Raw genomic sequence first — 23,452 nt, forward strand, 5'->3', positions numbered from 1 at the left:
CGATGTTCACCTTCTCTCGATCCCCCCTAGCCCCCCTTAAAAAGGGGGGAACGCAAAAAAGTCCCCCTTTTTAAGGGGGATTTAGGGGGATCAAACGCAGACGAGGCCAACATTTGAACGTTATGTATAAGCAGTAGCCCGGTGGGAGAGGGGCTAGGGGTGAGGGCAAAAAACCCTACGGAGCCACCGTGAACTGATCCGGGTGGTAGGACTGAATCCCCTTCATGTACTGCACCCGCTCAAAGGTACTTTCATCGGGACAATTCACCTGGCTCATGCTGCCTTGCATTTGCCTCACAGATTCATACTCATTCTCTTCCATCCAATGGCGCATTTCTGCTTCAATCGTGCTCAGGTACGGAATACCATGGCGGAGCAGTGCCGAACAGACCTGGGTGATTTTCGCCCCCGCCATCAACAACTTGAGCGCATCGCGGCCATGCTGCACCCCGCTAGTAGCCGCCAAATCCGCATTAATCCGCCCAAACAGCAGCGCGATCCACCGCATCGGCAACCGCATCGCCTGGGGATTGCTGAGCAGAATATTCGGACGCACCACCAGTTCATCAATATCAATATCCGGCTGATAGAAGCGATTAAACAGCACCAAACCATCAATGCCCGTTTCGTCTAGCTGTTTCGCCATGTTGGCCATATTGCTAAAAAACGGGCTGAGTTTGAGCGCTACGGGAATCGAAACTTCCGCTTTCACCGCTTGGGCGATCGCCACATAGTTCGCTTCCACATCAGCCCCGGTTTGATTGGGGTCGGTGGGGATGTTGTAAATGTTTAACTCCAACGCATCCGCGCCCGCCGCCTCGATCTGCTGGGCGAAATGTGTCCAGCCGCCCAGGGTGGAGCCATTCAGCGAGGCAATGATTGGAATCTCCGTCATCTCCTTCGCCAAACGAATATGCTCCAAATAGGTTTCCGCCCCCACATGGAACGTCTCCGGCTCTGGAAAATAGCTCAAGGCTTCGGCAAAACTTTCCGTGCCGTAGGTTAAATGGTGGTGCAGTTCGTATTCTTCTTGGCTCAGTTGCTCCTCAAAAATGCTGTGGAGCACGATCGCCGCCGCTCCCGCATCTTCTAAGCGTTTAATATTATCGAGATCCTCCGAGAGGGGGGCTGCGGCTGACGGCACGAGGGGAGATTTAAGCGTCAGTCCTAAATAAGTCGTTGTTAAGTCCATGATTGCTTTGGGTGTAGAGTATGCCGGGAACGATTGGGAAAATCATCGGGGCGATTCAGGCAGGGCATGAAGCGGGAATGGGGAGGAAAGACGCGAGTGCGATCGCACCCACGTCATGCTCACAACTGCAATCCCCTATTCGACGCTCTCCGTTGGTTCAGAGTTCGCCATCTGACGCGATGCGAGGTATTGATACATCTGCCAACGGGTATCCACATCCACCTGAGCCTCTGCCCATAACGCTTTCGCCTCGGCGGGTTTGGTCTTCGTCAACATCTTGAACCGATTTTCCGCGTTGAAGGTCTCGCCCACAGGCCGCTTCGGCGCACGGGAATCCAACTGCAACGGGTTTTGACCCTGGGCCACCAGATCCGGATTGTACCGATAGAGCAACCACCGCCCGCTGTCCACGATCGCCTTTTGATGGCTCATCGCCGTTTGCATATTGATGCCGTGGGCGATGCAGTGGGAATAGGCAATGATCAACGATGGGCCATCGTAGGCTTCCGCTTCGAGGAACACCCGCAGCGTATGTTCATCCCGCGCTCCCATCGCCACCGACCCCACATAAATATTGCCGTAGGTCATGGCAATCAAGCCGAGATCCTTCTTCGCCGACGGCTTACCCCCAGCGGCGAACTTGGCCACCGCGCCCCGTGGGGTCGCTTTTGAGGATTGCCCGCCGGTATTGGAATAGACTTCGGTGTCCATCACCAACACATTGACATTGCGCCCACTGGCCAGGACATGATCCAAACCACCGTAGCCAATATCGTAGGCCCAGCCGTCCCCGCCGATAATCCACACGGATTTCTTCACCAGATAATCCGCCAGGGTGAGCAATTGCCGCGCCTCCGCAAAGGCAGGATCAGCCTCGCCCATGTTGCCGAGGTGTTGCTTCAGGGTTGCCACCCGTTCCCGTTGTTCCCAAATTTCCGCTTCATCGACCTGCTGGGCGTTGAGCAAGCCGGACACCAGATCATCCCCCAGTTGCGGGGCGAGCTTGGCCACCAGTTCGGCGGCAAAGCTGGCGTGTTTATCGAGGGAGACGCGGAAACCCATACCAAACTCGGCGTTGTCTTCAAAGAGAGAGTTTGACCAGGTGGGGCCGCGACCGTGGGCATCGATGGCCCAGGGGGTGGTGGGCAAGTTGCCGCCGTAGATTGACGAACAGCCGGTGGCGTTGGCGATCACCATGCGATCGCCGAACAGTTGCGAGGCCAATTTGAGATAGGGCGTTTCCCCACAACCGGCACAGGCTCCGGAAAATTCAAACAGCGGTTCTTGGAGTTGCTGTTGGCGAATTTGGTTGAGTTTTAACCCGCTGCGATCGGGGTTGGGAAGGTCAAGGAAGAAGTTCCAGTTTTCCCGTTCCGGTTCCCGCAGGGGGGGTTGCGCTTCCATGTTCAACGCCTTGCGCGACGGTTGCGATTTATTTTTCGCGGGGCAAACATCAACACAAATGCCGCAGCCGGTGCAGTCTTCCGGGGCCACTTGGATCGTGAATTTTTGGCCCGTGAAGTCGCGATCGCGGCTTTCGGTGGATTTAAACGTTTCCGGCGCATTGCCCAACTGATCCGGGCTGTACACCTTGCCGCGAATCGTACCGTGGGGACAAACAATCATACATTTGCCGCACTGCACACAAACATCCGGGTCCCAGGTGGGGATGAATTGTGCCACGTTGCGTTTTTCCCATTTCGATGTTGCCGTGGGATAGGTTCCATCGCAGGGCAGCGCACTGACGGGCAGATCATCCCCTTCTTTAATCAGCATTTTGCCTTCGATCTCGCGGACGAAATCCGGGGCATTACTGGGCATGGCCGGCAGGCGGCGCAGGGGTGAATCAGCATCGCCAATCGTCACTTCAAAGAGATTTTCGAGGGTATTATCGACGGCGGTGAGGTTCATCTGGACGATGTTCGCCCCTTTCTTGCCGTAGGTTTTTTCGATCGCTTTCTTGATTTGGGCGATCGCTTCTTCCTTCGGCAACACCCCCGACAGCGCAAAGAAACAAGTCTGCATCACCGTATTAATCCGGCCGCCCATACCGCTATCCCGTGCCACCTTAAAGGCATTGATCACGTAGAACTTCAGCCCCTTACGGACAATCTGCTCTTGGACTTCGAGGGGGAGTTTACCCCACACCTGATCCGGCCCATCGGCACTGTTGAGCAAGAAGGTCGCCCCCTGGGTCGCATCCTTGAGCATGTCGAGCTTTTCGAGGAAGATCGATTGGTGACAGGCGATAAAGTTGGCTTGGTTAATTAAGTAGGTACTGCGGATCAGATTCGGGCCAAAGCGCAGGTGGGACACCGTCACCGCCCCGGATTTCTTCGAGTCGTAGACAAAGTAGCCTTGGGCGTAGTTGTCCGTGGCTGACCCGATAATTTTGATCGAGTTCTTATTTGCGCCCACTGTCCCATCAGACCCTAAGCCGTAGAACATCGCCCGCACCACGCTGTCCGGTTCCGTGGAGAAGCTGGCATCGTAGCTCAGGGAGGTGTTGGTCACGTCGTCGTTAATGCCGACGGTGAAGTGATTGCGGGGCTTGGCGGCGCTGAGGTTATCAAACACACTCTTGACCATGGCGGGGTTGAACTCTTTCGAGGACAAGCCATAGCGACCGCTGACGACTTTGGGGATCATGCCGTCGCAGGTTTCCACGAGGGCATTGAGCACATCTTGATAGAGGGGTTCACCGGCCGAGCCGGGTTCCTTGGTGCGGTCGAGGACGGCGATCGCCTTCACCGTCTCCGGCAAAGCCGCTTTAAATTTCACCACATCAAAGGGACGATAGAGACGCACTTTAAGCACCCCCACTTTTTCCCCCTGGGCGGTGAGATAGTCCACGGTTTCATGCACCGTTTCACAGCCCGAACCCATCAGGACGATCACCCGTTCTGCGTTGGGATCACCTTCGTATTGAAACGCCTGATAGGTGCGTCCCGTCAGAGCTGCGAGTTTGTCCATCGTCGCTTGCACCGCATCAGCACAGGCATCATAGAAGGGGTTGACACTTTCGCGGGCTTGGAAATAAACATCGGGGTTTTGGGCTGTGCCGCGCAGGACGGGGCGATCGGGGGTCATGGCGCGATCGCGGTGGGCAAAGACCCAATCCATCTCGACCAAGCTCGCTAGGTGTTCATCCTCAAGCAGTTCGATTTTTTGAATTTCGTGGGAGGTGCGGAACCCATCGAAGAAGTGCAAGAAGGGAATCCGGGTTTCTAAACTGACGGCATGGGAAACAAGGGCCAGATCGTGGGCTTCTTGGACGGAAGCCGAGCAGATCATCCCGAAGCCCGTGGCGCGGGCGGCCATCACATCGCTGTGATCGCCAAAAATCGAGAGGCCTTGGGCCGCGAGCGATCGCGCCGCCACATGGATCACACAGGGACTCAGTTCCCCGGCGATTTTATACATGTTCGGCACCATCAGGAGCAGACCCTGTGAGGCGGTGAAGGTGGTGGTCAGTGACCCGGTTTGTAAGGCCCCATGGACGGCCCCCGCCGCCCCCCCTTCCGCTTGCATTTCCACCACGGAAGGTATCGTTCCCCATAGGTTGGCTTGACCTTCACTCATCCACGCATCGGACCATTCCCCCATTGGAGAGGCCGGGGTAATGGGATAAATCGCAATGACTTCGTTGAGTTTGTAGGCGACACGCGCAACGGCTTCGTTCCCGTCGAGGGTGGCATAGGTTTTGGTCGTCATAGGTAAGACCTGCTGAATGAACGTCCATGCCAAACCAAATGATATTGTCCACCAAAAAATGTGGCAATCATAAACATTTCGCTAGTTTGGCAATAAAAATAAGGGTGGGATATGGAATGAGAAATTAAGCAACATGAGAGTTGTTTTGTTGAGTCAAATCATTAAGAACTGATCAGACAAATAGTCTGCTGTCCTGAACTCTCATCCAATTGCTCACGTATCTTTATGATGACACTAGACTAATTTCAAAGACGTAAATACTTAGCGTTTTTTAATCTTTGATCGACGCTTAATGTAATGAAATATTTGATCACAATTACTTACAAAATAAGCCCGGCCCCAGTGAAGTTCGGCCGCGTAACTCCAATGGCGATCGCGCCCTAACCCATCGACGAGAACGCCTCACCCCCAAGACCCCGTTTCCGCCTACCCTGTATCCAGACCCCCTGCGGTTCATTCCCGCTCCCGAACATTCATCCTCTGTCCACTCCCATGGCCCCCTCTCCTGCACCCCGGCGCGATCGCTACGAACCCCTCTGGCAAGAAGGACTGAGTTTGCTGGGGTTGTTTCTTCTCAGTGCGATCGCCCTCGGTTGGTCGTTGCCCTCCCTCCCCCTCCAGCCCGGCCTCGAAGCCGACCTCTATCACCTCGCCCGCACCACCACCCTCACCACCCTCTGGGCTGATCCCCTGATGACCCATTCCCCCTGGCACGAGGCTCCCCTCGTACCCTATTTGGTGGTGGGGGCGGCGCAATGGTGGGGGGCCAGTTTGATGATGTTGCGATTGCCCACGGCCCTGTTGACAGCGGGATCAGTGGTGTTGCTCTATGGGGTGACCCGTGAACTGTTTCCGGGCCGTTGGATGGCGATTTTGGCGGGGGTGGTGGATCTGGTGCTGTTGCCCACGGTGAACGGGGGGCGCATCGCTCAGCCCTTGGGGGCATTGTGGTGCTGGGAAACTCTTTTGTTATGGACGGTGTTGCGATCGCGCCGCGATTGGCGGTGGCTCTGGGGCATGACCGCCGCCCTCAACCTCCTCGCCCTCACCCAACCCGGCAGCGCCTTGATCATGACCTTAGGCATCCTCACTTTTTACGCCGCCGATACCCCCCGCCTCCTCCATCACCCCTGGTTTTGGCTGGGCCTTGGCGTGGGTAATCTACCGTGGATTGGGTCGGCGGTGGGTCAGGCTGGGCCAATCATCACCGTGGATCAGGGCCTCACCTCCGTCGTGCTCTACGGTCATCATCCCTGGCTCACAGAAAGCTGGTTTGCCCTCAGTGGCTTGGCGTTGGTGTGGGGCGGTTGTCAACAGACCCTACAGCGATCGCGCTGGAGTTGGTCGCTGCTCCTGCGAATTTGGCTTTTGGTCGTGGGGCTAGGCTTTGGGCTGATCCTCCCCAGCCAAAACCCGCTGCTCTTGGTGCTGCCCCTGTTCGCCATTCTCGCCACAGTCCAACTCTGGAATCTCCAGGAACAAATCCAACAGGGTAAACTCGCCCCCCACTGGCGACGAGGCTCACGTTGGATCAGTGGGGTCACCGTCTTGTCCGTCTTGGTCGCCGTCTTAATCCTCAAACCAGTACAGCCCCCACTCCTGCGTTTAGGGTTGGCCGGCGGTGCGATCGCCCTCACCTACACCATGGTGGCGCGACTCATGGCCCTCGGCGATCGGCAATTTCTCCCCCTCCTACTCTGGGGACTCTACATCGTGCGCCTCCTCACCACCCCTCAGGGATAACCCCCTATTGTTTTTTTTCCATCCGATAGATATAAAACTGATTGAGAATCCCCAACGTCTCAAACTGGTAACCCGTCACCATCGGCGGCAACGCCAACTCCGTGCGATAGATACTAAACAGCAAATAATTTTCCCGATCTGTATTGCTGTTCAGGAGTTGCTGTAATTGCGGCCGCGCCGTATCTAAGAGCGTATCGCCCAACGACTGGCATTGTTGGGAAAATTGACGTAACTGCTCCGGCAAATCCTGACATAGATTGTCATTAAGGTACAGGGTTAACTGTTCCACCGCATAGTCCTCATAGGCACTACGTCCCGGATTGGTCATCGTCAACCCCGCCCCTAGCACCCCGATCATAATCCCCGCACTCGTGACGGTAGCTTGCCATAATTTCATAAAATAACTGTCCTTAAAATAAAGTTACTCTAGGCTTGCTCTAGTCCTGTGGTCTACCATCTCAACCCTATTCCCCATTGAATCCAACACCATTGATCAAAATTCCTCAATTACCTGTTATAATCTCTAATGGCATGGCGAGTGTAGCCAAGTGGTTAAGGCAGTGGTTTGTGGTACCACCATTCGCGGGTTCGATCCCCGTCATTCGCCCTCTTAACACCATAACGATTCAACACAAATCCGCAGCTGGTCAAACCGAAACTTGCGCGATCTGGCCATAGGTTTTGGGATTTTCCCCCTGACCCAGATCCCTAGCATCAGGTTCCCATCCGGTTGGGTCAGGGTTCTCCCTGCGACAGTGCGGCTCAGAATCTGGGGGCTTGCCTGGAAAATTCGCTGCAAAATCATCAGGATTTCCCCCTCAGTCCCCCGAAAATAGGACATATCTGGCGATAATATCCGCCAATTGACCCTTGTCTCTTATCGGTCTGTTATGGTGACAACCCTTGCGCCCATCACATTGGATGACTACATCCACTACAGAAACAACACTGACACTCGCTACGAATTGGTGAATGGAGAACTAAGTCCCATGTCCATTGGAACCGGCCAACACGGCGAAATCATTGACTATCTCAATCTGCAACTGCGGCTCGAAATCGAACGCCTCCAACAGGATTTGATTGTCAAGCCCATGGTGATCGGCTTGCAATCCCCTCGGAGCCACCAATGGTATACCGTCCGCATCCCTGATCTCTTCATTCTCCCCCGTCACCAATGGCGAGAACTCCACAGCCGCGAAGCCGTGATCCGAGCCGGTGAGCCTGCGCCCTTGCTGGTGATCGAAGTCGTCAGTGAAACCACCCGCAGCACCGACTACCGCACCAAACGCTCGGAATACAGTGTGCTCAATATTCCGGAATATTGGATTGTAGACCCCTTGGATTGCCAAATCAATATCTTGACCCTCAGTGATGGCTGGTACGATGCCACCAAATTTGTGGGTGATACTGTGATTGAGTCTCCGATGTTTCCAGAACTGCACCTCACTGTTTCTGATGTCATGCAGGGAGACTGGTAACGCCAAGCCCGACTCAGGAGTCCGTTAGAATGATTTTGCACTTGTACGCAAACGTTACCCCAGACTCCGTGTTGGACTTGCCCCCTCTCTCTTTTCAGTTTGATTCCATTGATGCCGCCCTGGCTGATATTAAGGCGGGCCGCTCCGTGGTGGTTGTGGATGATGAAAATCGCGAAAATGAAGGTGATATCATCTGCGCTGCCCAATTTGCCACCCCTGACATGATTAACTTCATGGCGGTTGAGGCGCGGGGGTTGATTTGTCTCGCGATGACGGGGGAACGGCTCGATCAGTTGGATTTGCCGCTGATGGTGACGAAAAATACCGACCCGAACCAAACGGCGTTTACGGTCAGTATTGATGCTGCGCCCCATTTGGGAGTCACCACGGGAATTTCGGCTGACGATCGCGCCAAAACCATTCAAATCGCCATCAACCCCGCCAGCCGTCCCGATGATCTGCGCCGTCCGGGTCATATTTTCCCGCTGCGGGCGAAACAGGGCGGGGTGTTAAAACGGGCGGGCCATACGGAAGCGGCGGTGGATTTGGCGCGGTTGGCGGGTCTCTATCCGGCGGGGGTGATTTGTGAGATTCAAAATCCCGATGGCTCGATGGCGCGGCTGCCGCAATTGTTTGACTATGCCCGTCAACATCAGTTGAAGCTGATTAATATTGCAGATTTGATTAGCTATCGCCTCCAGCACGATCGCTTCGTCCATCGCGAATCGGTGTGCCAGTTTCCGAGCCAATTCGGCGATTTTCACCTCTACGCCTACCGCAATACCCTCGATAACACGGAACATATTGCGATCGTTAAGGGCGACCCGGCGCAGTTTGCGACGCAGCCGGTGTTGGTGCGGATGCATTCGGAATGTTTAACGGGGGATGCCTTGGGGTCGTTGCGGTGCGATTGTCGGATGCAGTTGCAAACGGCGTTGAAAATGATTGAAAGTGCGGGGGCGGGGGTGGTGGTGTACCTGCGCCAGGAGGGGCGGGGGATTGGCTTGGTGAATAAGCTGAAGGCCTATTCCCTGCAAGATTTGGGGCTGGATACGGTGGAGGCTAATGAGCGGCTGGGGTTTCCGGCGGATCTGCGGGATTACGGCATGGGGGCGCAGATGTTGAATGATCTGGGTGTGCAGCAGATTCGCTTGATTACGAATAATCCTCGCAAGATTGCGGGGCTGAAGGGGTACGGCCTGGAAATGGTGGATCGCTTGCCGCTGTTGATTGAGGCGACGGATTATAATGCGACCTATTTGGCGACGAAGGCGGAAAAGCTGGGCCATTTGCTGTTGCAGACCTATTTGGTGACGATCGCAATTACTTGGGTGGATCGGGTGCAGGGGGTGCAAGAGCGGTATGAGTTGCTCGAAAAGTTGCGATCGCTGGCCACCTCTGCCAATTTGATCCTCCAAGAAGAAGCGCGGCCGGTGGCGATCGCCCTCTTTGGCCGACCCTCCTTAGTGGCCCACCTTGGGTTTGATCAACCGGGACTGGCGACCGCAGACTGGTACAATGACCCTACCCATCCCTATCTTTTAGCCTTGGGACAATTGCTCGATCAGTTGGTGCTTTGGCCCCGCATTGATCAGTTACAATTCCTGCTCGCCACGGGCGAAGATCCCTTGATGAAATTACAAGTCAACCTGTCTCGCCATCAGGTTCCTGCCGGGCGATCGCCCTCTACGGTGTTGCAAGATCCCCTGGCCACCCAAACCATCTACGGATTTAGTTGATGATTTTTTTTAATATTAAATTCAATATTTAATAACTGAATCTAATTCAAAATCCGACCTAGGGATCTTTGTAGGATTATGGGAAGATTAAACGTCCTTCACGAAGAGAGCAGGACTCTCCCCGCTAAAATGGCAACGGCAGCACCCCTTAAACGGCGATGAGTATTTCAAGCTCGGTCTTGGCGCAACTAATGCAGGTCTTACCAGACTGGCGGCCGCAGATGTTTTTTAAAACGTCATTGGTGGCGTTGTCCCATGCGATGGAAGATCAAGTCCTCGCCCATACCGACGGCCCCTTGATTATCGCCACCTTTCAACAGGAACGGTTTTATCGCCAAGAAGCCCACCGTTACCGTCGCATTGGCGAACAAAGCGATCAGGTCTATGTGTTGGCCGCCCCAGAAACAGACTTCAAGCATGGCTCTGGTCTTTATGAATCGGTTGCGTTTGATCCTAACGATGCCCTCAGCCAAGAATGGCATTTGGTAGTGATTGGCGATCGCTACGCCAACTGTCTCATTTGTCGGGAACGCACCACCCTTGAACCCGAAACCCTCAGCTTGGACATGGATTCTAATCGCCGTTTTGAGGGGATTTGGACGTTTAATCGCCAAGCCAGTTGTGCCGCCGCCATCATCCTGCTCGATCGCATTCTCCACTATCGCCCCGAACTGACGGATAAAATCGCCGCCGCCAAAGCCCGCTACCTGAACAATAGTTGCGATCTCACCTTGGCGATCGCGGGGGCCGATGAATCACCCATCAACTACCCCGACCCCTTTGTGAATCGACTGGTGAGCTATCTCCAAGTGGGACAGTACAAGCTGATTAAGGCCTATCGCGCCATTGCCTCCCAAGAGCAGAAAGAACGCCTCATTCATCTGATGACAACGGCCATTCGGCGATCGCTTGACCCCGAAGAAATTCTTCAGGTGGCCGTTGAACAACTCGGCCATGGCCTCGAAGCCTGCCGCTGTATCATCTACCGCTGTAGTGCCACCGATCCCACCGCCACCATCAGCCATGAATTTCTCAACACCGATATCGGTTCCCTCCTCGGCAAAACCTGGGCATTAACCCAAAACGAACTCTTTCAGCGGGTAGCCACGCAACTAGAGTCTCTCTTTGTGCAGGATCTCAGCCCCAATAATGACGCGATCTCCGCCACCGTGCGCACCCTTGCCCAGGCCCACCATATTGGTTCATGGCTGATGGTGCCGGTGTTTTACCAAGACCGCTTTTTGGGGATGATTGAACTGCACCAATGTCGGCCCGATCATCTGCCCTGGACGGGGGAGCAAATCAGCCTCGTAGAAGCGATCGCCAACCAAGTAGGCGTAGCCCTGATCCAAGCCGAAGCCTACGCCAACCTCGAAGACCTCAACGAACAACTGGCCGCCCTCGATCGCACCCGCTCCAACCTCGTCGCCATCACCGGCCACGAACTGCGCACTCCCCTCTCCACGATCCAAGTCTGTCTCGAAAGCCTCGCCACCGAACCGGACATGTCCCCGGAACTGCGCCAAGTGATGCTCAACACCGCCCTCGCCGATGCCGAACGGATGCGCAAGTTAATCCAAGACTTCCTCACCCTCTCCCAACTCGAAAGCGGCCGCGTTGAATGGAACCCCGAACCGCTGCTGATCGAAGAATGTGTGGAACTAGGGGTAAGCAATGTGCGATCGCGCTACCACGGCAGCCGCATCCCCCACATTGAAATCAGCCTAGCCCCCGACCTCCCCCTCGTCCAAGCCGACGGTGAATGGTTCGTCGAAGTCCTCGCTAAACTCCTCGACAACGCCTGTAAATTCACCCCCCCCGACGGCAATATTACCCTCATCGCCCGTCAGGATCAAAGCGAGCAAATCACCCTGTCCATCATTGACAACGGCCGCGGCATTGAACCCAACCGCCTCGAAACCGTCTTTGATCGGTTTTACCAAGAAGAAGGCGCTCTCCAGCGCACCACCGGCGGCACGGGCCTCGGACTCGCCATCTGTCGGCAAATCATTCAACGCTGGGGCGGCAAAATTTGGGCCGAATCCAACGGCAAAGACCAAGGCAGTCAATTCCACTTCACCATCCCCATCGCCACCACCCTCCCCGTCACCCGTGTACGCTCAAGCTCCAATTCACCCCGGCGATCGCGCCGCACCTCCTAACCCATCCCCCCCATTCCCAAATCATCCCCTCAACTTGAACCGGAAACAAGCCCCGAATTGGGTTAAAACTATGCGATAATTTGTAACAAAGTTTTTAATATTCACAAAAACCACACCATGAGTCCAAGTGCTCACGAAGATCCGAGTACTGACAATCCGAGTGCTCAGGAAAAGACCCTCGCTGAACAAGCATCGCCCCAGTACGAATGCCTCAGTTGTGGCTACGTTTATGAACCGGAAAAAGGGGACAGCAACAATAACGTTGCCCCTGGTACAGAGTTTGTCGATCTGCCCGCAACTTGGAAATGCCCAGTCTGCGGTGTGCGTCGAACCCAATTCCGCAACATTGGCGCGGCCAATGCTCCCTCTGGTTTTCAAGAAAACCTGACCTATGGTTTTGGGGTTAACACCCTCACCCCCAATCAAAAAAACCTGCTCATTTTTGGAGCCTTGGCATTGGGCGTGTTATTTTTCCTCAGTCTCTACGGGTTACGCTAGCTCCCTGCGGCTGCGAACCCGGCCGATTTAACCGATGATCTTATGAACCTTATATTAAGTAAATTCAAGCAACTTCTCATAATTACCCTCCTCGCCATCTTCTGCGTGGCCTGTAGCAGTGTCCCTAGTATTAGCTCCAACCCATGGCAGGTAATTGACCTTACCACCGATGCCAGCCTCTATGATGTGGGCTTTACCGACAATCCAGACCACGGTTGGATTGTCGGTAGCCGCTCTAGCATTTTTGAAACCACCGACGGCGGCAAAACCTGGGAACCTCGCATCATTGACCTCGGCGAGGAAAAGGTGAGTTTTCTGTCGGTCAGTTTTGCCGGGCAAGAGGGCTGGATTGTCGGCAAACCGTCGATCCTTCTCCATACCAATGACGGCGGGGCCCATTGGACTCGCGTTATCCTAAGTAGTAAGCTCCCCGGTTCCCCCTATATGATTACGGCTCTCGGCCCGGACAGTGCTGAACTTGCCACGGATCTAGGGGCGATCTATCGCACGGATGACGGTGCCAATAATTGGCACGCCCTCGTGCAAGGGTCTGTGGGGGTGGTGCGGAATATGACGCGATCGCCCCAGGGTGACTATCTCGCCGTTTCCGCCAAAGGAAACTTCTACTCCACCTGGCATCCGGGTGATGATGAATGGGCTCCCCACCAGCGCACAAGCTCCCGTCGGCTCCAAAATATGGGCTTTATCGAGGACGGTCGTCAATGGCTCATCGCTCGCGGTGGACAGTTACAATTCTCACAACCGGATGCCACGGAAGAGGATGGGGAATGGGGTGAAGAAATCTACCCCGAATTCTCCACCAGTTGGGGACTTCTGGATGTAGCCTATCGGACTCCAGCGGAAATTTGGGTATCCGGCGGCAGTGGTAATCTCCTCGTCAGTTTTGATGAGGGGGAAACCTGGCAAAAAGATCGCCAGGTGGAGAGCGTCCCCGCTAATTTGTATCGCATCGTTTTTCTCGATGCAGACCATGGTTTTATCTTGGGCGATCGCGGCGCTTTACTGCGCTATGAACCCAGTGATGAAATCGCATAGTTCCATCGGAATCGTGCGTTCCCCGAACAAGCGATTCTTTATGGTGTACAGTAGACTTTAATGTTTGTCAAAGGAGACACTTTCACATGGCAGGACAAACCGGAGAACGGCCATTTACCGACATTGTTACCAGTATTCGTTACTGGGTGATCCATAGTATTACGATTCCGATGCTGTTTATTGCAGGGTGGCTGTTTGTCAGCACAGGACTGGCCTACGATGCATTCGGTACTCCCCGTCCGAATGAATATTTCACCCAAGATCGTCAAGAAATGCCGATTGTGTCTGATCGCTATGACGCAACAAAGCAGATCGAAATTTTCAATAAATAGTCAACATCTCTATTCAAAAACAAGGGTTATAAACTATGACCAATCCGTCCGGAAACCAACCTGTAACCTATCCCATTTTTACAGTGCGCTGGTTAGCAGTTCACACCTTGGCTGTGCCCTCGGTATTTTTCCTGGGTGCGATCGCCGCAATGCAATTTATTCAACGCTAGGAGGCCTCCATGGAACGTTCTAATAATCCCAACAAGCAACCCGTTGAACTCAACCGCACCTCCCTATTCTTGGGACTGCTGTTAATCTTTGTGTTGGGTGTTTTGTTTTCGAGCTACTTCTTTAACTAATCACAGTTTAGGATTTCACATTAGGAGGATAGACAGATGTTTGCAGATGGGCGAATTCCCCTTTGGGTGGTTGGCGTTGTTGCCGGTATGGGTGCAATTGGTATTGTGGGGCTGTTCTTTTACGGTGCCTACGCCGGTTTGGGTTCCTCGTTGTAATTAACGGGCCGCCCGCCATCGATTGCACATTGCGACTTTAGCATGGCACTCTACAGTTAAAACCCGCCGTTTTCCCAAGGGAGAGCGGCGGGTTTTGCCAATGTAGCAACGAGAACGAGGGTTAGGGCCACAGTAGATCTAGGAACAAGGGGCTGAAGCCCCTTGCCTGCCCTAACGATCTCTACTACTGCTATACCAAGAACGATGACACCGGGAAGAAGCATCATTCGCCCCGATCATCATCATTCACGAGGATGGAAGCGCGATCGCACCACCTCAGCGTTGATGGTTAATCTCCACTATCCGGGGAGGAATTCCGTTTTTTGGGAATGGGTTTAGCAACGCGGCTCGGCCCTCCCTCTCCCGGTTTCACCACTTTACTCGGCCGACTCGAATACCGCTTCTGAAAGCCGCCCCCCGGTTTCTTATCAAACTTTTTGCGAGGCTTGGGCTTGGGCATAAAGCCCATATCATTGGCTTCTTGAATCGCTAAATGTTGCCCGTCCCGGACTAAATGAACATCCCAAAAATGGCGTAGGGGTCGTTCTTCGGGCAACACGCCTTTGAGGTGGAGCTTAAAGGATTTTTTGCGCTTTTCCTCAGGATTGCGAGAGGTCTGCTGAATTTTAATAATCACCAACTCCTGCTCAGTAGAACAGAAAACCGCTTCCCCCCGCACGGAAAAATAACCATCCTCACAGCGCGGTTCCGACGGACTCGGCGGGTCTACGGGCCGGAGCGGGCGCTTGATTTTGGGATCTTCCGGGGTTTCACTGGCCTCGGCATCTTTTGGTTCTAAGCTTTCTGGGTTGGGGTGGAGTTTTTCCGGTTCCCAAACTCCCGCGATTTGCACATGGAGTTCTTCTTCCTGCTGACGGGTGCGCGGATAGACAACCCAAAGATGAGGTTTTTCGAGATCCAGGTGATTTTTGATCAAACTGATGACGCGCCCTAGGAGTACGGCATCAATTTCGCTCCCATCATCGGTGACCACCATGCCTTTGGTGTGCTGTTCCTCTGACGGGATATAGCGTCCATGAACTAGACCGATGGCCCGATACTGTCGTGGTTCACTCGGCGGCGGAATGGGTTGGGAGCGAGGCGGTTTGGTAGATGAAATGGGTGTGGACTGTTCGACGGAGGCGGCTTGATTGTTCATTATCGTGCTAGATCCTAAGCTCGACAACTGGCGAGATACGCAACGGGTGTGATGATCACAAAAGTTGTGATCGGGGAGCAAAGCGATCGCACCTCGACATGAGGTACGGGGAGCCAGTGTCTCCTGATGTCTCGAACCAGTGAAGAAGAGCCGTATGGGTACGGTCTCTCTCTACTTTACATGGTGAGTGGGAAAGTCCCCTGTGGAACTCGGGGGTCTCCATCTTGACATCATGCCTTTGATGGGGAACGGCCCACCGTTGTCATGATTGTACTTAATGCGGTTGATCGGATTGGGAATCCGCATAATTTAACGAGATGGCCCGAAATCCCGTGCTTGGGTAGCTGCTTGAGGCCGGGTCGCCCCCGGCAGGGAGGATCATCCAACGGTACAATGATGGGATGGCTAACCTGGCAGAATCGAAAGAATTCCCGCGAATCTGACCAACCGTTCGATCCTGTGGGGGTAGACATCGCCCCACGCCGACGGTGAACGTTTCGGGGTTCCGCTGGAGAGGCGGCGCTGTTCTCTAACGGGTCTAGGTTGGCGGGGATGTTATCTATTTCTAAGTTGTTGTCCTAAAAAAGTGCTGTGAAAAAGACACAATCGCGTCGCCTTTGGGTCTATGTTGTTCTCGTCCTGATCTTGGTGATTTTTGTCGGGGGGTCTCTTGTCCCCTTGGTGGGGTTGTGGCGCAATCGGTCGGGCAATATCCCGGCCCAAGTGTCCCCCTCACCGACCCCGAATGCTGTGCCGGTGGTGGATAATGACCTCGCGGCGGAGGCGAAGGGCTATGAATTGGTGCTAGAGCGGGAGCCGGATAATATTACGGCGCTGCGGGGCTTGGTGGAAGTCCGGGTTGAGCAGGGGGATCTAGAGGGGGCGATCGCACCCCTCGAACGCTTAGCCACCCTCGTCCCAGAGCAGCCAGATTATCTGCTGTTGCTGGGGCAAACGCGGCAGTATTTCGGCGATTTAGCCGGGGCACTCCAAGCCTACGAAACTGCCTTGGATAACCATCCCGGCTATATTAAAGCCCTGCAAAGTATGGTGGCGCTCCAGTTGCAACAAGACCGCCCCGAATGGGCGATCGGCTTGCTGCAAACGACCTTAAAAACCGCCGCCCAAGCCAACGCCGCCCAACCCAATTCGATTGATGTTGCTTCGGTGCAAATGTTGTTAGGACGGGTCTATGAACAGCAAGAACGCTTAACGGAAGCGATCGCGGTTTACGATCAAGTCATTGCCAAGGATGCCGAGGATTTTCGGCCGGTATGGGCGAAGGCGGAAATTTTCAACGCCCAAGGCCGCACCGAAGATGCCCAAACCCTCTACAGTTTGGCCCTGTCGCTCGCCCCGCCCCGCTATAAAGACCCGATTAAACGCAGTGCAGCGGCGATCGCGGATCAAGCTCCTGCCGATGTTGATGCATCGAGGGGCGAGACTCCAGAGACTCCCAATGGGGATGAGAGCGACCTGGACGGGGATAGCACCGACTAATCCATGACGCAGGGGGATGGATTAGGACAACAGCATCAACAGCGGGCGATCGCTGCCTGGGGTTTAGATGATCGCAATATTAATACCCTGTGCAGCTCCCTGTTGGTGCAAACCTTGACCCGGCGGGGGTTACGGCAGGCGGTAATCTGTCCCGGCTCACGTTCAACACCCTTGGCGGTGGCGTTTGCTGCCTGTAAAACGGTGGCGACGCTGCCCTGTTTAGATGAGCGATCGGCGGCTTTTTTTGCCTTGGGCGTGGCGAAGCGATCGCGCCTCCCTGTTGCCCTCGTCTGTACCTCTGGCACGGCGGGCGCGAACTTCTATCCAGCGGTGATTGAAGCCGCGATGACCGGCGTGCCGCTGCTGATCCTAACGGCGGATCGTCCCCCGGAATTGCGCCATTGCCACGCGGGCCAAGCCATTGATCAGTTGAAACTCTTCGGTTCCTATCCCAATTGGCAGACGGAATTCCCGATTCCTAGCCCGGATGCGGAGATTGTGCGATCGTGGCGACAGATGACTCACCACGCCTGGGATCGCGCCCTGTATCCCCATCCCGGCGTTGTGCATCTCAATGTACCCTTCCGCGAACCCCTCGCCCCAACGCGCCAACCGGAACTCGCGCCCCAAGTGGCCGAATGGTCTCTCGATTGGACACCCCCACCGCCTCCCCTGATCCCTGCGCCCACCGCGATCGCACTGCCCCCCCATCCCCCCGCCGAGGGCGTGATCATTGCGGGCTTGGCGGAACCGGCTGATCCGATCGTCTACTGTCGCGCCGTGGCTCGCCTGGCGGCGGCCCTCAACTATCCGGTACTGGCCGAGGGTCTATCGCCCCTGCGTCACCATGTTGCCCTGAACCCGCACCTGATTAGCTGTTATGACCTGATTTTGCGCGATCGCACCCTCGCCCAACGGTTCGCCCCCCGGTGGGTGATTCAACTCGGAGAACTGCCCACGAGCAAAATTCTGCGGCAATGGCTCACGGAGACCGATGCCCCCCGCTGGATTCTCGATCCGCGTCCCGATAATTTCGACCCCCTCCACGGCAACAGTCACCCTCTGCGCGTTGCGATCGAACAGATTGACTACACCACCCCAACCTTGACCGCCAGCCCTTATCTCTCCCAATGGCAGCAAGCCGACACCGCCGCCCGGCATTATCTCGATCGCACCCTTGCGGCCACAGAACCCCTAATCGCGGCCAAAGTGCCCTGGATTTTGGCCCACCACTTGCCGCCCCAGACCCCAATCTTGATCGCCAACAGTATGGCGGTGCGGGATGTGGAAACGTTTTGGCCACCGAGCGATCGCGGTATTGTCCCCTATTTCAATCGGGGTGCGAATGGCATTGATGGTACGCTGTCCACCGCCTTGGGCATTGCCCAGGATCACCGCCCCACGGTATTGCTCACCGGCGATTTAGCCTTTCTCCATGACACCAATGGGCTACTCTTGGCCCCCCATTTCACGGGTAGCCTTACGATTGTGCTGGTGAATAACGACGGGGGCGGCATTTTTGAGCAGTTGGCGATCGCCGCCTACGATCCCCCGTTTACAGAATTTTTCGTCACCCCCCAACGGGTCAACCTCGCGCACCTCTGCGCCGCCTATCACATCACCTATTACCGGATTACCGATTGGGACAACCTGGCGCAGCATCTCACCGCCCCCTTTGCCCCTGGTATTCGCTTGCTGGAAATCCCCACCCAGCGGCGCACCGATGCCCAGGTGCGCCGTCAATGGCTCCAGAATTGGCCGGGCTGTTAAGGGGTGAACAGGAGCGGGCTACTGGCGAGTTCACCGTGATCATTGAGTCGCCAATTTTCCACGGCCACGGTTTGGCCCTGGTGTACCGACAGAATTAGATAATCGTAGTCCGGCCAGGCGATCGCCTGGTCAAACTCCGAGGGGATGGCGGGATGGTCGGGGTGAGAATGGTAGATGCCGATGATGGCGAGGTGGCGATCGCTTGCCTGCCGCTGCACCCGGAGCAAGTCTGCTGGCGCGATCGCAAAATTCCGCCGCCGACTGTCCGATCGGGGTTCCGACGCGACAGCCGCGAGGGATTCGGTCACCGCCGCCCGTCCCCACACATTCACTAAGGGCACAACCTCAATGACCGATGCGATCGCCTCTCCCCGTCCCACCAACACCCCACAGCATTCCTCTGGATAGGTGGCGGCTCCATGGGCGCAGAGGGTATCGTATTGCAGCGTTGACAGTGATAGCCCCATTGCAACGGATCACCCTTAGCGCACCGGAACGAGACGAGTTACCGTTAAGGTAAACGCACCACCGCCGGTATCGCCAAAGGAGCGCACCCGCACAATATAGGTTCCCGACTCTTTGATCCGGGTGAAGAGGAGCGAATCCGTCCCACCGCCGGGTGCGTCGTCGTTGTCACCGAGGGGCGTGCCATCCGGATTCAGCAGCAGCACAATCGGGTCAAATTCATTGGAAACGAGATCAATGGCGACATTATCCCCGGTTTGAAGATTGACTTCATAATCGCGAAAGAATCCCCCGTCACCCGAAGGAATATCTTGATCGGTCAACACATCGGAGAAATCTTGCCCGGAGGTGAGGGTGGGCCGTTGACATTGTTGTTTTTGCTGGGCCGTGAGTTTCACCGTGGGGCCACAGGATGCGCCCGCCAATGCTGGGGGGGTGAGAGCGCCCAACCCCAATGCAGCGATACCCGTCAACAAGGCCAGGGGTAGGGGACGATTGAACGCAGATTTCATAGGTTTGATTGTTGGTGCCGTATGCCTTAACCCGTTTATTATGTCCCACAAATTCGGCACTGTGCCAGATTCAGTGAGTGAACTACCCCGCCGCAAGCGGACGGAGCTGCCTGTTTCAATGGGATGCGCTTGTTACCCCTAAAGATAGCCAGTCTTATCATCCCTCACCCGGCAGGAGTCCTAGTTCCTAAGACCCATACTTTGTCTGGCAACAGATCCCTTGAGCTTGGTTTTCACTGTGGGAGTTGGTGGTCAAGTTGATTCTATTGTACGCCGCAAGCGGCGGGGAATTGACCCTGAGAGATTAAAATCAGATTCAACCGCAAAACAGGCGGGTGGTGGTGAACTAGAGTGAAGTGGTGGTGAGTTTTGAAACAGAGTAACGCGATCGCGCCGCTCAACCCATAACCATCACAGGTTTTGAAATCATCGCTTCAGGGAAGGAGAACGCTCATGGGTATTGCATTTGGACGCGCTGAATGTGGTGAATTAGCGATCGCTGAACAGCGGGAATGGCTCGTCACCAACGGCACGGGCAGTTTCGCCGCTGGCACGATCGCCGGATTGCTCACCCGTCGCTACCATGGCCTGCTGATCGCCGCCCTCAACCCACCCCTGGGCCGTACCCTGTTGGTGAGCAAAGTGGACACCAGCATTCAATACGGCGGCGCAACCTTTCCCCTCTTCACCAATCGCTGGGCCGACCAAACCATCGACCCCCACGGCTATCTCCACCTCGAACAATTTCACCTCGAAGGCACAACCCCCGTCTGGAGTTATGCCTGTGCCGATGTGCGCCTCGAACAGCGGATTTGGATGGAACCGGGCCAGAATACGACCTATATCCGCTACAGCGTCCGCCATGCCAGCGAACCCGTCGCCTTGACCTTGAAACCCTTTGTCAATTACCGCGATTTCCACAGCGATACCCACACCGACGATTGGCCAATGGAGATTACTCCTATTGACCAGGGCTTACAAATTACGGCATTTCAGGGAGCGACACCATTCGCCCTCGTGATGACCAGCGAAGGGACTGCGCCCCAGTGGTCAATGCGTCCGTTGTGGCATCAGGGGTTTGATCTGGCTCAGGAGCGGTATCGGGGCTTGACAGATCATGAGGATCATCTTAATCCGGGGTTGGTGAGTGTGACGCTCCGAGCGGGGGAATCCTGTACGTTAATTTTGACGACGGAATTCCCTCTAACCCTAGAGAATGCCTCGGCGTGGGAGCGGCGGCAAACCTACGAACGGGAGGTGCTTGAACCTTGGCGATCGCTGCAATTCCCCCACGCCCCAGAGGTGGAACCGTTGGTCTTGGCGGCGGATCAGTTTATTGTGGCGCGATCGCTCCCTGAGCAACCCGACGGTAAAACAGTGATCGCCGGTTATCCCTGGTTTGGCGACTGGGGACGGGACACGATGATCAGCCTGCCGGGCCTCACCCTCAGCACCGAACGGCCTGCGATCGCCCGTCAACTGCTGCGCACCTTTGCCCAATTCCTCGACCATGGCATGCTGCCGAACCTCTTTCCCGACGGCACGAACGCCCCCCAATACAACACCGTCGATGCCATCCTCTGGTACTTCGAGGCCCTCCGCGCCTACTATACCCACACCAAAGACCAAGACCTGATCGCCGAACTCTTCCCCGCCCTCGTGGAGGTGATCGATTGGCACGTTCACGGCACGCGCTACAGCATCAAAGTTGACCCCAAAGACGGCCTCCTCTACGCCGGCGAACCGGGGGAACAACTCACCTGGATGGATGCAAAGGTGGAGGATTGGGTCGTCACGCCGCGCATCGGTAAACCCATCGAAGTTAATGCCCTCTGGTATAACGCCCTGGTGATCATGCAGTATTTCGGGCAATTGTTGGGGGAACCCGTGCAGGTCTATCAAGAGATGGCCCAGCAAACGGTAATCGGGTTTAATCGGTTTTGGAACTATCAAACGGGCTATTGTTTCGACGTGCTCGATACGCCGACGGGCAATGATCCGACCCTGCGCCCCAACCAAATTTTTGCGGTTTCGCTGCCAAGTCACCTTTCAGCGATCGGGGGATTGCCGCTGCTACTCCCCCGCGAACAAAAATTGATCGTCGATACGGTGGCGCGATCGCTCCTCACCTCCCACGGTCTGCGCTCCCTCGCCCCCGATCATCCCGACTATGTGGGCATCTATGGGGGCGATCGCCTCCAACGGGACGGCTCCTATCATCAAGGCACGGTCTGGGGTTGGCTCCTCGGTCACTATGTCCAAGCCCATCTCGCAGTGTACAGCGATCGCGCCCAAGCCCTCGCCCTCCTCACCCCGATCCTCCACCACCTCAACGCCGGTTGCGTCGGCAGCCTGGGCGAAATCTTCGACGGCGATCCCCCTTTTACCCCCCGTGGCGCGATCGCTCAGGCTTGGACAGTGGCGGAAGTGCTGCGGGTGTGGCGTGCGATCGCAACGCTCTGAGCCAGCCCAAACAAGCCCGCTAAACTAGATGGTGAAGTAGCCCTGTGCAGCAGTAACGATGGTTGTCCAAGCTCCCCCTCAATCCCAATCCCTCTGGCTCCAGCTTCCTCAGGCGCTAACCCTGCATGTGACACCGGAGCAGTTTGCCATGCTGGCGGCGGCCAATCGTGAACTTCGCCTGGAGAGAACGGCAACAGGAGAATTGCTGATACGGATTTGGGCGTGAAGGAAGTAGGGTTTGCTGCACTCAGTACGATGCGAGTAGTGCTTGATCCGGATCACCTCTCGAACCACGTCCAGTCGCTTTTTGGGAGGTGGGGCAGCCGTCATGGAAAAAACAAATCCGTATAAAACGCTGATACGGAGACTATCCGGAAATTTTCCACATAACACCCTCTATAGGGCTGTTATACAGATGAAATCTTAATGAAACCTGTATAGGGGTGATTAGATGAAAAAATCCGTATAATCCATAGTTATACATCGTATAGAAAGGTAGTGAAAAGAGGTAGAAGATGGTCAAATTCAATGTCAGTGATGTTATAAGAATGACTAAAATACTTGCGCCGACAGCAAATTTTGACAGTTCTTTTACTTTTTATTACGATGAAACAAATAATATTAGAAAATTCTATGTGAGGAAAACTGATTTCAATTCTTCTTTTAATTCAAATTTTGTTTTAGGTGGTTTGGTTTATGAAGGAAACCAACCTGACATTAAACCCTTGTTTGATGGGCTTAAATTACAAAAAAATATTATAGAAGTAAAGCTTAAGCACATTGCTAAGGGTGAATTTCTCGATTGCCTAAAATCCAAAAAACTGAATATTTTTTTGGATTGTCTCTTGGAGCTTGACTTATACATTCACTATTCGAGCCTAAATATTCTTTACTGGTCTATTGCTGACATAGTTGATTCTGCAATTACAAACTCAGAAGTAGCCATGCAGTTAGGGTTGGGTTTCTCAAATCATCTAAAAAATGACCTATACAAACTTGCAAAACTTGAAATTGGTATGATAACTGAACTGTTTTACAATTTCGGTTATCCTAACCTTAAAAAGGAATCAATCCTAGAGGGTATCTGTGAAGAAAAGATAAAGAAGAGGGGGTAAAAGCCTCAAAAGATGGAAAAAGGGGGTAAAACGCAAGAGAACAGAAAATGCCTAGACAAGGATACCCCAGCGATGTGAGCGACGCAGAATGGGAAATCA

Annotated in this window: 21 protein-coding genes and 1 tRNA gene; 16 read left to right on the plus strand and 6 right to left on the minus strand. The window is 54.7% G+C overall.

Annotation, left to right across the window (positions count from 1 at the left end):
• Window positions 1–175: 175 nt before the first annotated feature.
• A complete protein-coding gene (locus tag PN477_RS14720) occupies window positions 176–1,192 on the minus strand; it encodes a dihydroorotate dehydrogenase-like protein (protein ID WP_272116393.1) in 1,017 nt (338 codons plus the stop codon).
• Between the two features lie 135 nt (window positions 1,193–1,327).
• Window positions 1,328–4,906 carry a pyruvate:ferredoxin (flavodoxin) oxidoreductase gene (gene nifJ / locus PN477_RS14725; RefSeq protein WP_272116395.1) on the minus strand — a complete coding sequence of 1,193 codons (3,579 nt, stop codon included), beginning with the start codon at window positions 4,904–4,906 and terminating at the stop codon, window positions 1,328–1,330.
• A 492-nt stretch (window positions 4,907–5,398) separates the two neighbouring features.
• Here nifJ and PN477_RS14730 point away from each other — a divergent pair, with 492 nt between their 5' ends.
• On the plus strand, window positions 5,399–6,649 hold the full coding sequence (locus tag PN477_RS14730; protein WP_272116398.1) for an ArnT family glycosyltransferase: 1,251 nt from the start codon (window positions 5,399–5,401) through the stop codon (window positions 6,647–6,649).
• Between the two features lie 4 nt (window positions 6,650–6,653).
• On the opposite strand, the gene PN477_RS14735 is transcribed toward PN477_RS14730, so the two are convergent.
• The gene (locus PN477_RS14735) at window positions 6,654–7,046 is read right to left on the minus strand and encodes a DUF4359 domain-containing protein (protein ID WP_272116400.1); all 393 of its coding nucleotides are present in this window, start codon (window positions 7,044–7,046) and stop codon (window positions 6,654–6,656) included.
• A gap of 137 nt (window positions 7,047–7,183) precedes the next feature.
• On the opposite strand from PN477_RS14735, the gene PN477_RS14740 reads away from it, so the two are divergent.
• The 10 genes from PN477_RS14740 to PN477_RS14785 all read left to right on the plus strand — a co-directional run bounded on the left by PN477_RS14740 (window position 7,184) and on the right by PN477_RS14785 (window position 14,369).
• Window positions 7,184–7,256, plus strand: a tRNA-His gene (locus PN477_RS14740).
• A gap of 283 nt (window positions 7,257–7,539) precedes the next feature.
• On the plus strand, window positions 7,540–8,127 hold the full coding sequence (locus PN477_RS14745) for a Uma2 family endonuclease (protein WP_272116402.1): 588 nt from the start codon (window positions 7,540–7,542) through the stop codon (window positions 8,125–8,127).
• Between the two features lie 29 nt (window positions 8,128–8,156).
• Entirely contained in the window at window positions 8,157–9,866 is a 1,710-nt protein-coding gene (gene ribBA, locus PN477_RS14750; RefSeq protein ID WP_272147373.1) for a bifunctional 3,4-dihydroxy-2-butanone-4-phosphate synthase/GTP cyclohydrolase II, read from the plus strand.
• Window positions 9,867–10,024: 158 nt separating this feature from the next.
• Complete coding sequence (locus PN477_RS14755; protein WP_272116406.1) at window positions 10,025–12,028, plus strand: DICT sensory domain-containing protein; 2,004 nt, start codon at window positions 10,025–10,027, stop codon at window positions 12,026–12,028.
• Between the two features lie 117 nt (window positions 12,029–12,145).
• Window positions 12,146–12,526, plus strand: coding sequence for a rubredoxin (locus tag PN477_RS14760; protein WP_272116407.1), 381 nt, complete (start codon window positions 12,146–12,148; stop codon window positions 12,524–12,526).
• Window positions 12,527–12,568: 42 nt separating this feature from the next.
• On the plus strand, window positions 12,569–13,582 hold the full coding sequence (locus PN477_RS14765; protein WP_272116408.1) for a photosynthesis system II assembly factor Ycf48: 1,014 nt from the start codon (window positions 12,569–12,571) through the stop codon (window positions 13,580–13,582).
• 86 nt (window positions 13,583–13,668) lie between these two features.
• Entirely contained in the window at window positions 13,669–13,914 is a 246-nt protein-coding gene (gene psbE / locus PN477_RS14770; RefSeq protein ID WP_072621202.1) for a cytochrome b559 subunit alpha, read from the plus strand.
• Between the two features lie 35 nt (window positions 13,915–13,949).
• Window positions 13,950–14,084, plus strand: a complete 135-nt coding sequence (gene psbF / locus PN477_RS14775; RefSeq protein WP_072621201.1) for a cytochrome b559 subunit beta — start codon at window positions 13,950–13,952, stop codon at window positions 14,082–14,084.
• A gap of 9 nt (window positions 14,085–14,093) precedes the next feature.
• Window positions 14,094–14,213 carry a photosystem II reaction center protein L gene (locus tag PN477_RS14780; RefSeq protein WP_272116413.1) on the plus strand — a complete coding sequence of 40 codons (120 nt, stop codon included), beginning with the start codon at window positions 14,094–14,096 and terminating at the stop codon, window positions 14,211–14,213.
• A gap of 36 nt (window positions 14,214–14,249) precedes the next feature.
• Window positions 14,250–14,369, plus strand: coding sequence for a photosystem II reaction center protein J (locus PN477_RS14785; RefSeq protein WP_072621199.1), 120 nt, complete (start codon window positions 14,250–14,252; stop codon window positions 14,367–14,369).
• A 289-nt stretch (window positions 14,370–14,658) separates the two neighbouring features.
• On the opposite strand, the gene PN477_RS14790 is transcribed toward PN477_RS14785, so the two are convergent.
• Window positions 14,659–15,528, minus strand: a complete 870-nt coding sequence (locus PN477_RS14790; protein ID WP_272116416.1) for a hypothetical protein — start codon at window positions 15,526–15,528, stop codon at window positions 14,659–14,661.
• A 591-nt stretch (window positions 15,529–16,119) separates the two neighbouring features.
• On the opposite strand from PN477_RS14790, the gene PN477_RS14795 reads away from it, so the two are divergent.
• Complete coding sequence (locus tag PN477_RS14795; protein ID WP_272116418.1) at window positions 16,120–17,028, plus strand: tetratricopeptide repeat protein; 909 nt, start codon at window positions 16,120–16,122, stop codon at window positions 17,026–17,028.
• 3 nt (window positions 17,029–17,031) lie between these two features.
• Entirely contained in the window at window positions 17,032–18,798 is a 1,767-nt protein-coding gene (menD, locus tag PN477_RS14800) for a 2-succinyl-5-enolpyruvyl-6-hydroxy-3-cyclohexene-1-carboxylic-acid synthase (protein WP_272116421.1), read from the plus strand.
• Here menD and PN477_RS14805 read toward each other — a convergent pair.
• Both PN477_RS14805 and PN477_RS14810 read right to left on the minus strand, forming a co-directional pair.
• The gene (locus tag PN477_RS14805; RefSeq protein ID WP_272116422.1) at window positions 18,795–19,265 is read right to left on the minus strand and encodes a M67 family metallopeptidase; all 471 of its coding nucleotides are present in this window, start codon (window positions 19,263–19,265) and stop codon (window positions 18,795–18,797) included. The genes menD and PN477_RS14805 overlap by 4 nt on opposite strands.
• A gap of 15 nt (window positions 19,266–19,280) precedes the next feature.
• A complete protein-coding gene (locus PN477_RS14810) occupies window positions 19,281–19,775 on the minus strand; it encodes a PPC domain-containing protein (RefSeq protein ID WP_272116424.1) in 495 nt (164 codons plus the stop codon).
• A gap of 453 nt (window positions 19,776–20,228) precedes the next feature.
• On the opposite strand from PN477_RS14810, the gene PN477_RS14815 reads away from it, so the two are divergent.
• The 3 genes from PN477_RS14815 to PN477_RS14825 all read left to right on the plus strand — a co-directional run bounded on the left by PN477_RS14815 (window position 20,229) and on the right by PN477_RS14825 (window position 23,353).
• Window positions 20,229–22,238 carry an amylo-alpha-1,6-glucosidase gene (locus tag PN477_RS14815; protein WP_272116426.1) on the plus strand — a complete coding sequence of 670 codons (2,010 nt, stop codon included), beginning with the start codon at window positions 20,229–20,231 and terminating at the stop codon, window positions 22,236–22,238.
• A gap of 58 nt (window positions 22,239–22,296) precedes the next feature.
• Window positions 22,297–22,464 carry a hypothetical protein gene (locus tag PN477_RS14820; protein ID WP_272116428.1) on the plus strand — a complete coding sequence of 56 codons (168 nt, stop codon included), beginning with the start codon at window positions 22,297–22,299 and terminating at the stop codon, window positions 22,462–22,464.
• 322 nt (window positions 22,465–22,786) lie between these two features.
• Window positions 22,787–23,353, plus strand: a complete 567-nt coding sequence (locus PN477_RS14825) for a hypothetical protein (RefSeq protein ID WP_272116430.1) — start codon at window positions 22,787–22,789, stop codon at window positions 23,351–23,353.
• Window positions 23,354–23,452 lie beyond the last annotated feature (99 nt).

It is taken from the genome of Spirulina subsalsa CS-330 (genome assembly GCF_028330765.1).
Classification (GTDB): domain Bacteria; phylum Cyanobacteriota; class Cyanobacteriia; order Cyanobacteriales; family Spirulinaceae; genus Spirulina; species Spirulina subsalsa_A.

Excerpts from the sequence above, each read along its gene's own strand:
- PN477_RS14720 (WP_272116393.1), bottom strand. The coding sequence starts at position 1,192 with ATGGACTTAACAACGACTTATTTAGGACTGACGCTTAAATCTCCCCTC.
- nifJ (WP_272116395.1), bottom strand. The coding sequence starts at position 4,906 with ATGACGACCAAAACCTATGCCACCCTCGACGGGAACGAAGCCGTTGCG.
- PN477_RS14730 (WP_272116398.1), top strand. The coding sequence starts at position 5,399 with ATGGCCCCCTCTCCTGCACCCCGGCGCGATCGCTACGAACCCCTCTGG.
- PN477_RS14735 (WP_272116400.1), bottom strand. The coding sequence starts at position 7,046 with ATGAAATTATGGCAAGCTACCGTCACGAGTGCGGGGATTATGATCGGG.
- PN477_RS14745 (WP_272116402.1), top strand. The coding sequence starts at position 7,540 with ATGGTGACAACCCTTGCGCCCATCACATTGGATGACTACATCCACTAC.
- ribBA (WP_272147373.1), top strand. The coding sequence starts at position 8,157 with ATGATTTTGCACTTGTACGCAAACGTTACCCCAGACTCCGTGTTGGAC.
- PN477_RS14755 (WP_272116406.1), top strand. The coding sequence starts at position 10,025 with ATGAGTATTTCAAGCTCGGTCTTGGCGCAACTAATGCAGGTCTTACCA.
- PN477_RS14760 (WP_272116407.1), top strand. The coding sequence starts at position 12,146 with ATGAGTCCAAGTGCTCACGAAGATCCGAGTACTGACAATCCGAGTGCT.
- PN477_RS14765 (WP_272116408.1), top strand. The coding sequence starts at position 12,569 with ATGAACCTTATATTAAGTAAATTCAAGCAACTTCTCATAATTACCCTC.
- psbE (WP_072621202.1), top strand. The coding sequence starts at position 13,669 with ATGGCAGGACAAACCGGAGAACGGCCATTTACCGACATTGTTACCAGT.
- psbF (WP_072621201.1), top strand. The coding sequence starts at position 13,950 with ATGACCAATCCGTCCGGAAACCAACCTGTAACCTATCCCATTTTTACA.
- PN477_RS14780 (WP_272116413.1), top strand. The coding sequence starts at position 14,094 with ATGGAACGTTCTAATAATCCCAACAAGCAACCCGTTGAACTCAACCGC.
- PN477_RS14785 (WP_072621199.1), top strand. The coding sequence starts at position 14,250 with ATGTTTGCAGATGGGCGAATTCCCCTTTGGGTGGTTGGCGTTGTTGCC.
- PN477_RS14790 (WP_272116416.1), bottom strand. The coding sequence starts at position 15,528 with ATGAACAATCAAGCCGCCTCCGTCGAACAGTCCACACCCATTTCATCT.
- menD (WP_272116421.1), top strand. The coding sequence starts at position 17,032 with ATGACGCAGGGGGATGGATTAGGACAACAGCATCAACAGCGGGCGATC.
- PN477_RS14805 (WP_272116422.1), bottom strand. The coding sequence starts at position 19,265 with ATGGGGCTATCACTGTCAACGCTGCAATACGATACCCTCTGCGCCCAT.
- PN477_RS14810 (WP_272116424.1), bottom strand. The coding sequence starts at position 19,775 with ATGAAATCTGCGTTCAATCGTCCCCTACCCCTGGCCTTGTTGACGGGT.
- PN477_RS14815 (WP_272116426.1), top strand. The coding sequence starts at position 20,229 with ATGGGTATTGCATTTGGACGCGCTGAATGTGGTGAATTAGCGATCGCT.
- PN477_RS14820 (WP_272116428.1), top strand. The coding sequence starts at position 22,297 with ATGGTTGTCCAAGCTCCCCCTCAATCCCAATCCCTCTGGCTCCAGCTT.
- PN477_RS14825 (WP_272116430.1), top strand. The coding sequence starts at position 22,787 with ATGACTAAAATACTTGCGCCGACAGCAAATTTTGACAGTTCTTTTACT.